Genomic DNA, 12,605 nt, shown 5'->3' with positions numbered 1-12,605 from the left:
GCGCGCGAAGGCCCCACCGGCTCCGGCTCCGAGCCTCGCATCAAAAGAATTCTTCGGCCACAGCGACTCCCCCAAGGGGGGTTCAAAGCCATATGGCCGGGGGCTTTTCAGGTTGTCATAAACAAATTTTTTAAAAAAAGCATATATGGTGACGCTCTAGGTAGATAACCCTCGCCCATCGCTGGGGATAAGACTGCGAAATCGAAGGCCGCAACCATACACGCGTTCTCGGCCACTTGACCTTCCCCGTTTGAGCCCCCGTGCGTCAAGCTTAGGCCCGGGAATTGGGATGGCGGCAATGCCCTCGCTCGCCCACATCGTCCACCAGATAAATTTGGTGAAACCTGCGCCGCCCTCCCATTATGCCAAGCGAATCGGATAGGTTCGATCACCCCATTGTCAATAAGAGTAACCATGTCTCAGAGCGCAGTAACGACAGCTGACGACGATGCGGACACGACGGCCGTTTGGGCTGACGTCGTGTCTCGGGTGAAACGCGAGTACCTTTCTGAGAAGCATGCCGGATCGTGTCCCTTGGCGTGGCGTAGCTGGTTGGCGTGATCACGACGCTCGCCGGCAAGCCGGGTCGGTCAGGCGGCCACGGCGGGCAGCCGGACGATCGCATCATCGCTGAACGGCGCGATTGTTTCCAGCGTCATGTATCGGCTGCGCTGGACGGCCCCTTCGTCGTTCTGTTCGAGCAGGATCGCGCCGACGAGGCGGATGATGGCGGCCTCGTTGGGGAAGATGCCGACGACCTCGGTGCGCCGCTTGATCTCGCCGTTCAGGCGCTCGATCGGATTCGTGCTGTGCAGCTTGGCGCGGTGCGCCGCCGGGAAGCTCATATAAGCGAGCACGTCCGCCTCGGCGTCGTCCATGAAGGTCGCGAGCTTCGGCAGCTTGGGGCGCAACTGGTCGGCGACCTTGCGCCATTGGCCTTTTGCCGCCTCGGCGTCGTCCTGCGCGACGGCGGTGGCGATGAAGGCGGAGACGACGCGCCTGCCGCTCTTGCCGGCATGGGCGAGCGCATTGCGCATGAAGTGGACGCGGCAGCGCCGCCAGGTCGATTGCAGCGCCTTGGCGACTGCGGCCTTCAGTCCTTCATGCGCGTCGGAGACGACGAGCCTGACGCCACGCAGCCCCCGGCGACGCAGCTTGCGCAGGAACTCGGTCCAGAATGTCTCGGCCTCCGAGGGACCGATGTCCATGCCGAGCGCTTCGCGCCGGCCGTCGGCGTCGACGCCCACGGCGATGATCGCCGCCAGAGAGACGATGCGGCCATTCTGCCGCGCCTTCACATAGGTCGCGTCGATCCAAAGATAGGGCCAGTCGCCTTCGATCGGCCGCTCGAGGAAGGCTTTGACGCGCTCGTCGATCTCCTCGCACAGGCGCGAGACCTGGCTCTTGGAGACGCCGCTCATGCCCATGGCCTTGACGAGATCATCGACCGAGCGCGTTGAAACGCCCTGGATATAGGCCTCCTGGATGACAGCGGTCAGCGCCTTTTCGGCCATCCGCCGCGGCTCCAGAAAGCCGGGAAAATAGCTGCCCTTGCGTAGCTTGGGGATGCGCAGCCCCACGGCGCCGGCGCGCGTCTCCCAGGTCCGCTCGCGATAGCCGTTGCGCTGAGCGAGCCGCTCGGGGTTCTTCTCGCCATAGCCGGCCCCGGTCAGGGCGCCGATCTCGATCTCCATCAGCCGCTCGGCGGCAAAACCAATCATCTCGCGCAAAATATCCGCGTCGGGGGCCTTCTCCACGAGCGCGCGCAGGTTCATCATCTCATCGGTCATCGGCGGTTCCTCGGTTGCGTTTGAGTGTCGCAACCCGATCCTATCGGCGAATCGTCAATGACCACCGCAAGCCGCCCGCTCGCTACGGCGCTATGAAAAGCGCGCGTCGCGGGCCGCTTGCTCCCATCCAGCTACACCATCACCGGGGAAACGACCCACGAAATTGCGCCGACGTTCCGCATAAACCCGCGCCATATGGATCGCGCTCTTGCCCTTGATGTATCCCACCACCTGGGACACCGCGAATTTCGGAGGGATCGAGATCATCATGTGAACATGGTCGGGCATCAAATGCCCCTCCTCGATCCGGCTCTCCTTCTGCGCGGCCAGTTTCTTGAACACTTCCCCGAGGTGACGCCGAAGTTCGCCATACAGCGCTTTCCTGCGACATTTGGGTATGAACACAACGTGGTATTTGCAGTCCCATCGCGTGTGACTTAAGCTCTCATACTCGTCCATCGTCGGATTTCCCTATCGTGTGCTTGGCGGCTCACGACTGGAAATGTCGACGGTGGACTGCTGAAAACGTCAAACTTCCACTGCCACCCCGGCTAAGCCGGGGATCTCCCTTACGGTTTAGCTATGCCATTTTTATGAGGAGGCTAGTCAACAAAGCCAACTCGGTCACGCGCGCTGTGGATACCTGCGGCACCGCCGTCTTGCCGGCGGTGAGAGCGCACAGCTACCCTCAATCCTCCATCTTCAGCGCCGCGATGAACGCCTCCTGCGGGATCTCGACCCGCCCGAACTGGCGCATCCTCTTCTTGCCTTCCTTCTGCTTCTCCAAAAGCTTGCGCTTGCGGGTGGCGTCGCCGCCGTAGCATTTGGCGGTCACGTCCTTGCGGAAGGCGCGCACGGTTTCGCGGGCGATGATCTTGCCGCCGATGGCGGCCTGGATCGGCACCTGGAACATGTGCGGGGGAATGAGCTCCTTGAGCTTCTCGCACATCTGCCGGCCGCGCCCCTCCGCGCGCGTGCGGTGTACGAGCATGGAGAGCGCGTCCACCGGCTCGCCATTGACGAGAATGCTCATCTTGACGAGATCGCCAGCGCGATAGTCGGTGAGCTGATAGTCGAAGCTCGCATAGCCCTTCGAGATCGACTTCAAACGGTCGTAGAAGTCGAAGACGACTTCGTTGAGCGGCAGGTCATAGATCGCCATGGCGCGCTTGCCGACGTAATTGAGGTCGACCTGTACGCCGCGCCGGTCCTGACAGAGCTTCAGCACCGAGCCGAGATAATCGTCGGGCGTAAGGATCGTGGCGCGGATCCACGGCTCCTTGATCTCCTCGATCTTCACGACATCCGGCATGTCGGCCGGATTGTGCAGCTCGATCTCCTCGCCATTGGTCAGCAGGATTTTGTAGACGACCGAGGGCGCCGTCGCGATGAGGTCGAGATTGAACTCGCGTTGGAGGCGCTCCTGAATGATTTCAAGGTGCAGCAGGCCGAGGAAGCCGCAGCGGAAGCCGAAGCCGAGCGCCGCCGAGGTCTCCATCTCATAGGAAAAGCTCGCGTCGTTCAGCCGCAACTTGCCGATCGCAGCGCGCAAATCCTCGAAATCGGCGGCGTCGACCGGGAAAAGGCCGCAGAACACGACCGGCTGCGCCGGCTTGAAGCCCGGCAACGCCTCGTCGCAGGGCTTCTTGTCGTCGGTGATGGTGTCGCCGACGCGGGTGTCGGCCACCTGCTTGATCTGCGCGGTGATGAACCCCACCTCGCCGGGGCCGAGCTCAGCGACGTCCTGCATCTTGGGCCGGAAGACGCCGATCTTGTCCACCTCGTAATGGGCGCCTGTGCCCATCATCTGGATTTTCTGGCCCTTCTTCAGCGTGCCGTCGAAAATGCGCACCAGGACGACCACGCCGAGATAGGCGTCGTACCAGCTATCGACCAGCAGCGCCTTGAGCGGGGCCTTTTCGTCGCCCCTGGGCGGCGGCAGGCGGGTGACGATCGCCTCCAGCACGTCCGGGATGCCGATGCCGGTCTTGGCCGAGATGAGCACGGCGTCGGAGGCGTCGAGGCCGATGACCTCCTCGATCTGCTCCTTGATGCGGTCGGGCTCGGCGGCCGGCAGGTCGATCTTGTTGAGCACGGGCACGATCTCGTGTCCCGCGTCGATCGCCTGATAGACATTGGCGAGCGTCTGCGCCTCCACGCCCTGAGAGGCGTCGACCACGAGCAGCGAGCCCTCGCAGGCCTTCAGCGACCGCGAGACCTCATAGGCGAAGTCGACGTGGCCGGGCGTGTCCATCAGGTTGAGGATATAGTCTTTTCCGTCCTTCGCCCGGTAGTGCAGGCGCACGGTCTGGGCCTTGATGGTGATGCCGCGCTCGCGTTCGATGTCCATCGAATCGAGCACCTGCTCGACCATCTCGCGCGCGGCGAGCGCGCCGGTCTCCTGGATCAGCCGGTCGGCCAGAGTCGACTTGCCGTGGTCGATATGGGCGACGATCGAGAAATTGCGGATGTTGTCGAATTTGTGGGGGGCGCTCATGGCGCCTCGGATAGCAGCGCCCGGCTCCAAAAGAAAGGGCGCGGTTAACCAACCGCGCCCGCAAACGGTAAGGTCCGGCCGGCCCGCAAGGGGCGGAAGACGCCTATTTCTTGGCCAGCATCTCCTCGACCTTGGCCACCGTCCGCTTGGAGAGTTCGAGCACGCGCGGCGTCGCCCAGACGATGAACTCCTTCGTCAGCTTGACGGCCATGCAGCCGATTCTGGTCACGGCGTCGACTGTCTTGTCGAACCACGGCAGAAGCGGGCTGTCGGCCGGGATCCTGGCGCGGAGCCAGGCGACGGCGGCCTTGGTCTTTTCGGCCAGGACCGCCAGTAGCAGCTCGAGCGGATCGCTCGAGGGGCCGGCGGCGATGACGCCGCGCAGGCGCTGAATTTCGGCTGCGGCCTCCGCGGCGCGGCGCTCCGCCTCCTCCGCCCGGCGCGTCGCGTCCTGCAGGGAGGCCTCCACGGCGGCCTTCTCCTTGGCGAGGGCGTCGCGCTGGGAGGAAATGTCGGCGACAATCTTGTCGTGATCGGCCACGACGTCGCCAATCATCTTGTCGCGCTCGGAAAGAACCGAGGCGAGTTGCTCTTTCAGATCGTCGCGCTCCTTGGCGCAGGCGTTGGCCTTGGCGACGATCTCCGTCTTCTCGAAAATCTGGCGGTCGCGCTCGGCCTTGGCGGCCTTCAACTGCTCCTGCAGGCTCTCGATTTCCGCGCGGCCAAACGCGTCTTCAGGCTGCGGCGGAACGGTTTCGTCGGACATGACCGTCTCCTTCAAGCTGGGATCGGTGCGAAGCGCGCAAGGGGCGCTTTGGGGGATGGGCGTGGGTAGCGGTTCGGCCTCGGAAACGCTGACCAACCCTTTGCATGTTTAGAGTTAATTTTCCATTTAGGCAAAAATGTCCGGTTCTGGAACGACTTGGCCCCGGGACTGCGGCTAGCGGCCCCAAGTCGCGCCCTGCAATTTTTGCAGCGCGGCGGAGCATTCGCGTGGCGCGGACAGGCAGCGGTCGCGCGCCGCCGACATGAGCGCCTCCGCGCCGCTTGCCGCAAGGCCGCGGGCGGCCTCCTCGATTTGCGGGCGACGGGGCGGCTGCGGGGCGGCGGCGCGCGTTCTCGGCGGCGCCGACGGCGCGCCGGACTCGCCTCCCCGCCATTGCAGCGCAATGAGAACGGCCGCGATGCAGAGGAAGCATTTCAGCAGGAAACCCACGGCGCGACTCCGGCCGGGCGCGGCGGCGCCCGCATCCGGCGGTTTTCGCGCGTCGAAGTTGCGCGTTCGTAAATTCCAATGCGCCGAATTCCGCGCGTCGCGAAAAGGAAACGCAAACCATCAGCGCCCCGGCGCGGACCGAAAATCGCGCACGGCGCCGCGCGTTTAGCAGACACTTAAGATAGGTCTGACACGATTCCTGCAATCAGGAGCGTGTGATTTGCGTAACTTTGCATCATTCGACCGGCCGGCGCCTTGGATCGATGCTCTGATCCATGAAAGCGCTGCGGCGCGCCCTCTCGACGCGGCGCGCCATCGCTTTTTCATTTTGCCGCGTCTCGTGGTCGCCGCCTGCGTGCTTCTCGGCGCGCCGATCTGGCTTTTTCTTTACGGGTCGCCGACGGCGTATCAAAGCCTGCTTTTCCTCCTTGCGCAAATTCCGCTGATCTCGGTCGCCATTCTCGCGCGCACGGGCAATCTGCGCCTCGCCCAGAGCGTGTCGATCTTCGGATGGCTCGCGATGGCGCTGGCCGTTCACGGACTCACGGAAGGCTATGAGACCATCTCGATCGCCCTGCTCGCGATCGCGCTCGTCGAGGCGGCGCTGACGCCGGAGATCGTGATGATCTTCGTCATTCAGGCGGCGACGATCGATCTTCTCGCGCTGACCGCCGGCCCCGATGTTCGCGCCCCGGATTTCGCGGTTCTGGAACGCTCGGCCAGTCTAGCGATTCTCACGGCCCCGCTGCTGCTTTATGTCGGCGTCGTCGCGATTTGCGCGATCCGCGCGGAGCGCGCCCGCATGCGCTCCGACGCCGCCAATGCGCGCGACCTGCGCCTCCTCACCGAAGCGATCGGCGACATCGTTCTTCACCTCGACCGCACCGGAGCCGTCGCATCGGTCGTCGGCGACACGCACAAGGCCTACGGACTCGACCAGCGCGATCTCGCGGGACGCGGCTTTTTCCAGCGCGTCCACATCGCGGACCGTCCGGCGTTCCTCAAACTCGTCTCGGACGCCTTCGAGAAGCGCGCGCCGCTCACGACCGTGCTGCGCGTGCAGGTTAGCCTCGCGCCGTCGGCGTCAGGCAAATATGTCGAGCCGGTCTTCAATTATTTCGACGCGCGCATGTGCCTCGCGCAAGCGGTCTCTGACGAACTGGGCGACGATCCGACGGCCGCGGAAGCCCTATTGCCGGTCGTCTGCATCCTTCGCGACGTGACCGCCGAGAAGCGCGCCGAGGAGGCCATAGCGGCGGCCCGCGCCGAGAGCGAACGCGCGACCGCGAGCAAGACGCGTTTCCTCGCCAATGTCAGCCATGAGCTGCGCACGCCGCTCAACGCCATCATCGGCTTTTCGGAAATGCTGGCGAACCCCGATCTCGCGCCGACCGATCCCGCCAAACAGCGCGAATACGCGGGGATCATCAGCAATTCGGGCCACCATCTGCTCGAAGTCGTCAACACGATCCTCGACATGTCGAAAATCGACGCCGGCTCCATGCAGATTTTCCCGGAGCCCTTCTCTCTGCCCGCGCTCGTCGACCAGAGCTGCGACATGGTCCAGATCAAGGCCGACCAGGGCGGCGTGACGCTTCTGCGCGATTATCGCCGCGACGTCGAGGAGCTCGTCGCGGACAAGCGCGCCTGCAAGCAAATTCTCCTGAATCTTCTGTCCAACGCGGTGAAATTCACGCCTGCGGGCGGACGGGTGCGCGTGCGCCTCGAACCCGATGGCAACCGCCTGGCGATCACCGTATCCGACACGGGCATCGGCATTGCGGCTCAGGATCTCGTCCGTCTCGGCGACCCCTTCTTCCAGGCGAGCGCCTCGCATGATCGGGAATATGAAGGCACCGGCCTCGGCCTTTCGGTCGTACGCGGACTCGTCGGCCTGCACGGCGGGACGATCACGGTGGAGAGCGCGCCGAAGAAGGGCACGTCCGTAACCGTGCGTCTCCCGCTCGATTGCCGCGTTCCGGCGACGGGAAGCGTCTGCGCGAAAATCGAAACCATCCCGCGCCACGGGGCCGTCCCGGGCGACGACTTCGGCCACGAAAAGGAAACGGTGAAGAAAATTGCGTGACGCCTCGCTCAGCGCTTCGAAGTTTCAGGACTTCCAGGATGAATGCGCCGCGCCAAAGCGCCGCGGCGCGGCTTCCCCCGCCCCCGCCCGCGCGCCGAAAAAAAAGCGCTCCGTGCTCGCCCGGGTCTTCGGGCTTCAGCGCATGGGCGCGCTGGTTCTTTTGGGCATTGGCGGCCTCGCCTTCGTCGGCGTGCCGATGAACGCCCTCTTCTTCCAAGACGGCCGCCATCCGGCGCCGCTCTTTTCCGCCCGCGCGACCCTGCCGGCGGCGGAGCCCGAGAGGACCGAGACGGCCGCAGCGCCGACGCCGCCCGTGCGCCCCACCCAGCTCGACGCAGCGCGGCTGGACGCAACCCCCGCCGCGTCCGAGCCAGTGAATCCCGCGCCTGCGCCGCGCGCGGCGCAAAAGAACGGCGTTAAGCCGGAAGCGAAGCCCGATGCGGCGGCGCTCAAGGCGGAAATCCTGAAATCGGAAGCGCCCGCCGCCCGGCCGACGAAGGCTGTAGCCGCCAAGGCGGAGAAAAAGCGCGATGTTGCGGCGCGCGATCCGATCGGCCAGTTGATCGGCGGCGGCAAGACGCACCCGGCTCCGGCCGAGACGGCCAACAAGGACGTTTATTTCGCCCAGCGGGCGCTTCAGCGGCTCGGCTATGTCGTGAACGCCAACGGCAAGCTCGACCCCAGCGCCCGTCAGGTGATCCAGAACTTCGAGCGCGACAACGGCCTGCCTGTGAAGGGCCAGATCAACCCGAAACTCCTGAAGCTGCTGGCGGCGCGGTCGGGTCTCGCGCAGGAGTGAGAGCGACCCGGAAGCAGGAGAGTCTTGGACGGCGGGCGCATTCATCCTAAATGTCTTGAATGCGTCTCCGTTCAGATATTTTCGCGACCGCCCTCATCCGCCGGGCGGAAACTCAGGGCGCCGTCGCCGTGTTGCGGCGGCGGGGCGCGGCGGAAGCCGGCGCCCTGTTCATCAAGCTCGACATGCTCGACGGCCGCGCCGCGGTTTATGGCCCCGCGCCGCAGAGCGAGGAGCCGCCCGAGGGCGTCGACAGGCTTTTCGCCCGGGCGCACGCCGGGGAATGGCTCGATCCGGTCGAGGCCGAAGCTAGGCTCAAGCGAGAAATCATGTTCGATCCCGATCTGTGGATCGTCGAGATCGAGGATAGGCAGGGCCGAGTCTTCGTCGACCTGGCCGCCTGAACCCTTCCCCGCCTCATACCGTCTTTCGCGTGGAGTCGCCGGTGGGAGGAGCCGCCACGACGCGGCGCCACCCGCGCGCTGCGTAGCTGTCTACGCCCAAGGCTCCGGCGCGCGCCGGCTCCTTCTCGGGCCGCGGCGTAGCGCCCGCGAAGGCGACGACAACCTGCGCCGCGGCCCGCTGCGGCGTCGAGCGGACCAGCGCGACGAGCGCGCGCACGCGATCCGTATCGTGCGAGATCGCCGGATTTGCGCAAAGAAAGACGCGGGTCGCGGCGTCGGCGTCATAGCCCAGCGCTGCAAGCGCCAGAGCCAGCGCCTCGCCGCCAGCGTCGGCGAAAATCGCGCGCAGACGCTCCTTGCGGCACTCCAGCGCGCTCGCCATGAGATCGGCCATCGCTTCGCGGTCGCGCGCGACAGCCGCCGTTTCGAAACGCGCGACGAAATCCGGAGGCGCAGGGCGAGAACCGAGGGTTCCGGCCGTGAGCGCCCGGCGGCAGGCGTTCAGAATTATGCCGGCGCGCTCCAGCCGCGTCGCCGCGAGGAACAGCGGCTCCGGATCGAGGTCGACGTCGTCGCGGTCGAGCAGCATGCGGGCCAACGTCGCGTCGTCGCGCGCCGCCATCGTCAGCACTCGCCGGGCGGCGGGGTCGAAATGGAGCGAGGCGTTGCCCGCGAGTGCGCGCAGGACTTCACGTTCCCCGCGATGCGCCAGGGCGATCGTCAGATCCCTGTCGATGTCGGCCCGACGCGCGACGGCGCAAGCCAGCGGCGCCGCGCCCTGCAGCGCGGCCTTCTGCAACTCGGCGCGAGGCAGGGCGGGCGCGTATTCGAGCGCAAGCTCGGCGCAGGGCCCGCCTTTCCCGAGCAGGCGGGCGAAGATCGACGGCGGCGTCTCGGCGTGGAAGCAGAGCGGACGCGCGACCTGCGCGACGGAAGCCGAATCGACGATGTCGATCAGCCCGAGCGCCAATTGCTCGAATTGCCGGATGTCGCCGATCGGATGCGTCGGACGTCTGACGAACTGGTCGACGATGGCGCGAAGAAGCGAGGCGTCGACGATTCGGCGGCTGCTCTTGTCGGAGTCCATTGACGAGCACTCACTCAAACTCTTTACGCGACTTGCACTTTCAAAATAGCAAAGGGTCGTTGACGGAACATTAACCCTCCCGGACCCCTAATCAGGAAAAGGTCGCTTAACTTTTGGCCGCGCCCGACGCGGGGAGGACGAGATGGGGGAGGTCGTGGCCTTCCGGACGCGCGAGAAATCCTCGCGCCGCGACGGCGAGCCGCCGACGGGCGACGCGCAAATCCTGTTCTTCCTTGGCGTCCGCTACATGCGCGCGGACGAGCCGCCGGAAACCTTCGACGCGCGCTCGCCCGATCGCGGGCAGGGCCCCCGAGGCGGCAAGAAACGCAAGAGCCGCGCCCGCGCATGATCCGGCCGGCCTGAAGCGGGACCGTAGCCTCAGATCGAAAATCGCACTAATCTCGCGCGACTCCACCGAGCCGGGAGTTTGCGGTGACAGACGCGACGCGCGCCGCGGAACGCGACGCGGGCCGAGGCGGCGGCCTGGCCCTCTGGCTCGCGCCGCCCGCGCAAAAAATCGCCGGGGCCCTGCAGGCGGCCTATGCGCAGGAAGCCGAGCTTCGGCGGCCCTTCCTGTGGCTCGCGGTCGCCGCCGGCGCCGGCGTCGTCCTCTATTTCTCCGCAGAGCGCGAACCGCCGCTCGCGCTGTGCGTCGGCGCGCTCGCCGCCGCTGCGTCGCTCGCCGTGTTCTGGCGCCGTCATGCGCGGGCCCATGCGCTGTTTCTGACCCTCGCCTTCGTCGCCGCCGGATTCGCCTCTGGGGCCTGGCGCGCGGCGCGGGTCGCCGCGCCCATCGTTCCCCGCCCAGGCGTCGGCGAGCTGACCGGCTTCGTCGAGGAGATCGACCTGCGGCCGGCGGGCGCGCGGTTCATTCTGCGCGTCGCGAGCGCGGAAGGTCTGCCGGCCGACGTCGTTCCCGCGCGGGTGCGGCTGACAACGCGGAGCGAACCGCAATTCTCGGCGGGCGATTTCATCGCGTTGAAGGCCCGTCTCCTGCCGCCCGCCCGCGCGGCGCTGCCCGGCGGCTATGATTTCGCACGCGACGCCTATTTCGCCCGGCTGGGCGGCGTCGGGACCGCGCTCGGGCGGATCGAGGTCATGCCGCCGCCCGACCCTGCGCCCTTCTCCCTTCGTTTTTTCGCCGCCGTGGACCGAATGCGAAACGCTCTGGCGCGACGCGTCTACAAAACGATCGGCGGCGACGCCGGAGCCATCGCCGCCGCCATGGTGACCGGCAAGCGCGATTTCCTCTCCGAGAACGCGAAGGATTTGATTCGCCGCGCCGGGATTTTTCACATCGTGACCATCTCGGGCATGCAGATGACGCTCGTCGCCGGCATTTTCTTCTTTGGCCTGCGGCGGCTCCTGGCGATGTCGCAAACGCTCGCGCTCGACTATCCGATCAAGAAATGGGCGGCGGCGCTCGCCATCGTCGGGGCCGTTCTCTACGACATCGGCACGGGGTCGCGTGTGGGCACGGAGCGCGCGCTGGCGATGACGCTCATCATGCTCGCGGCCGTGCTGTTCGACCGGCCCTCGCTCTCCATGCGCAATCTCGCGCTCGCGGCCTTCTTCATCATCGCCGTCGAGCCCGAGGCGCTCCTCGGCGCGAGCTTCCAACTCTCCTTCGCCGCGGTGGCCGCGCTCATCGCCGTCTATGAACTGCGCGGCGATTATCTTGCGCGGCGGCGCGCGGGCGGTTCGAGGACGGGTCTGCGGGGCCGCCTCGCCGAAATCAGGGAGGAGCTTGTCGAGCGTCTCCTGAACGGGCCGGGCGCGACGATCGTGGCGACGCTCTGCGCGACCTCGGCCACCGCCTCCTTCATGGCGAATGATTTCCATGAACTGAGCCCCTATGTGCTGATCGGCAATCCGCTGACGCTCGCAATCATCGAGTTTTTCGCCATTCCCTGCGCGCTCGTCGGCGCCGCGCTCTATCCTTTCGGCCTCGACGGCTTCGTGTGGCGCTATCTCGAAATGGGCATCAGCCTCGTGACCTGGCTCGCGACGCTCATCGCCAGCGCGCCGGGAGCCAGCCTGCATGTGAAGGCCTTTGCGCCCTGGGCGATCGTCTTCCTCTCGCTGGCGGTGCTCTGCGCCGTTTTATGGCGGACATGGGCCTGGCGCGCGACTGCAATCCCCTTCGCGCTTCTTGGCCTGCTCGGCGCGACGAACGGCCCGGGATTCGACCTTGCCGTCCTCCTGACCGGAGAAGCTGCGGCCTTGCGCCTGCCCTCCGGCGAACTCGCCCTGCTCGGCAAAAAGCCGGGCGCATTCGCCTCGGAGCAATGGCTGCGGGCCGACGCGGACGGCCGCGCCGCGGCGGATGCGCGAAGCGGCGTCGTCTGCGACGATTACGGCTGCGTCGGACGCGCCTTCGACGGCAGGTTCGTTTCGCTCGTTGCCGCGCCGGCGGCTTTTGCCGAAGACTGCGCGCGGGCCGCGATCATCGTGACGCCGCTCGCTGCGCCACAAGGATGCGGCGCCCCAATCGTCATCGACCGGCGCAGGCTCGCGGAAACGGGTTCCGTCTCGCTCCGTTTCCTGAAAGACGGCGGCGTCCGCTGGACCGCCGCGCGCGGCGTCGACGAGGATCGTCCCTGGTCGCCGCGCCCGGCCCCGGCCGCGAGCCGCCCCGCCCTTCCCGACGAGGAAGAAGACGAGGCGGCCGAGCTGTCGGAGCCGCTGGAGTGAAGCGCTCTCGCCTGGCTAAGACCGCTGAAAGGAAA

The 12,605-nt window shown here is 66.2% G+C and carries 10 protein-coding genes and 1 pseudogene; 5 read left to right on the top strand and 6 right to left on the bottom strand.

Going from position 1 to position 12,605, the window contains the following annotated elements; translation table 11 throughout:
* Positions 1–590 precede the first annotated feature (590 nt).
* The 5 genes and pseudogenes from ACV959_RS05550 to ACV959_RS05530 form a co-directional block, all read right to left on the bottom strand.
* The gene (locus tag ACV959_RS05550; protein WP_475738920.1) at positions 591–1,790 is read right to left on the bottom strand and encodes an IS256 family transposase; all 1,200 of its coding nucleotides are present in this window, start codon (positions 1,788–1,790) and stop codon (positions 591–593) included.
* A 150-nt stretch (positions 1,791–1,940) separates the two neighbouring features.
* A pseudogene (tnpA, locus tag ACV959_RS05545) lies at positions 1,941–2,249 on the bottom strand (IS200/IS605 family transposase); the annotation flags it as partial.
* A 229-nt stretch (positions 2,250–2,478) separates the two neighbouring features.
* The gene (gene lepA, locus ACV959_RS05540) at positions 2,479–4,287 is read right to left on the bottom strand and encodes a translation elongation factor 4 (RefSeq protein WP_475738919.1); all 1,809 of its coding nucleotides are present in this window, start codon (positions 4,285–4,287) and stop codon (positions 2,479–2,481) included.
* A gap of 103 nt (positions 4,288–4,390) precedes the next feature.
* On the bottom strand, positions 4,391–5,053 hold the full coding sequence (locus ACV959_RS05535) for a hypothetical protein (RefSeq protein ID WP_475738918.1): 663 nt from the start codon (positions 5,051–5,053) through the stop codon (positions 4,391–4,393).
* A 174-nt stretch (positions 5,054–5,227) separates the two neighbouring features.
* Positions 5,228–5,503 (bottom strand): hypothetical protein, encoded by a 276-nt coding sequence (locus ACV959_RS05530; RefSeq protein ID WP_475738917.1) that lies wholly within the window; start codon positions 5,501–5,503, stop codon positions 5,228–5,230.
* Positions 5,504–5,723: 220 nt separating this feature from the next.
* On the opposite strand from ACV959_RS05530, the gene ACV959_RS05525 reads away from it, so the two are divergent.
* The 3 genes from ACV959_RS05525 to ACV959_RS05515 all read left to right on the top strand — a co-directional run bounded on the left by ACV959_RS05525 (position 5,724) and on the right by ACV959_RS05515 (position 8,789).
* Complete coding sequence (locus ACV959_RS05525) at positions 5,724–7,589, top strand: sensor histidine kinase (protein WP_475738916.1); 1,866 nt, start codon at positions 5,724–5,726, stop codon at positions 7,587–7,589.
* A gap of 112 nt (positions 7,590–7,701) precedes the next feature.
* A complete protein-coding gene (locus tag ACV959_RS05520; RefSeq protein WP_475738915.1) occupies positions 7,702–8,388 on the top strand; it encodes a peptidoglycan-binding protein in 687 nt (228 codons plus the stop codon).
* A gap of 59 nt (positions 8,389–8,447) precedes the next feature.
* Positions 8,448–8,789 (top strand): DUF1491 family protein, encoded by a 342-nt coding sequence (locus ACV959_RS05515; RefSeq protein ID WP_475738914.1) that lies wholly within the window; start codon positions 8,448–8,450, stop codon positions 8,787–8,789.
* Between the two features lie 13 nt (positions 8,790–8,802).
* Here ACV959_RS05515 and ACV959_RS05510 read toward each other — a convergent pair whose 3' ends face one another.
* Positions 8,803–9,876: a DUF2336 domain-containing protein gene (locus tag ACV959_RS05510; RefSeq protein WP_475738913.1), complete on the bottom strand. Its 1,074-nt coding sequence runs from the start codon at positions 9,874–9,876 to the stop codon at positions 8,803–8,805.
* Between the two features lie 142 nt (positions 9,877–10,018).
* On the opposite strand from ACV959_RS05510, the gene ACV959_RS05505 reads away from it, so the two are divergent.
* Both ACV959_RS05505 and ACV959_RS05500 read left to right on the top strand, forming a co-directional pair.
* Complete coding sequence (locus tag ACV959_RS05505) at positions 10,019–10,225, top strand: hypothetical protein (protein WP_475738912.1); 207 nt, start codon at positions 10,019–10,021, stop codon at positions 10,223–10,225.
* 83 nt (positions 10,226–10,308) lie between these two features.
* Complete coding sequence (locus tag ACV959_RS05500) at positions 10,309–12,570, top strand: ComEC/Rec2 family competence protein (protein ID WP_475738911.1); 2,262 nt, start codon at positions 10,309–10,311, stop codon at positions 12,568–12,570.
* Positions 12,571–12,605: the final 35 nt, after the last annotated feature.

This window comes from Methylocystis sp. Se48, assembly GCF_056269425.1.
The sequence above is the reverse complement of the archived record's forward strand: the minus strand, read 5'-3'. Positions and strand labels throughout refer to the sequence as shown.

Bases quoted from the DNA above. Each gene is read 5' to 3' on its own strand.
- ACV959_RS05550 (WP_475738920.1), bottom strand. From the start codon at position 1,790: ATGACCGATGAGATGATGAACCTGCGCGCGCTCGTGGAGAAGGCCCCC.
- lepA (WP_475738919.1), bottom strand. From the start codon at position 4,287: ATGAGCGCCCCCCACAAATTCGACAACATCCGCAATTTCTCGATCGTC.
- ACV959_RS05535 (WP_475738918.1), bottom strand. From the start codon at position 5,053: ATGTCCGACGAAACCGTTCCGCCGCAGCCTGAAGACGCGTTTGGCCGC.
- ACV959_RS05515 (WP_475738914.1), top strand. From the start codon at position 8,448: ATGCGTCTCCGTTCAGATATTTTCGCGACCGCCCTCATCCGCCGGGCG.
- ACV959_RS05510 (WP_475738913.1), bottom strand. From the start codon at position 9,876: ATGGACTCCGACAAGAGCAGCCGCCGAATCGTCGACGCCTCGCTTCTT.
- ACV959_RS05505 (WP_475738912.1), top strand. From the start codon at position 10,019: ATGGGGGAGGTCGTGGCCTTCCGGACGCGCGAGAAATCCTCGCGCCGC.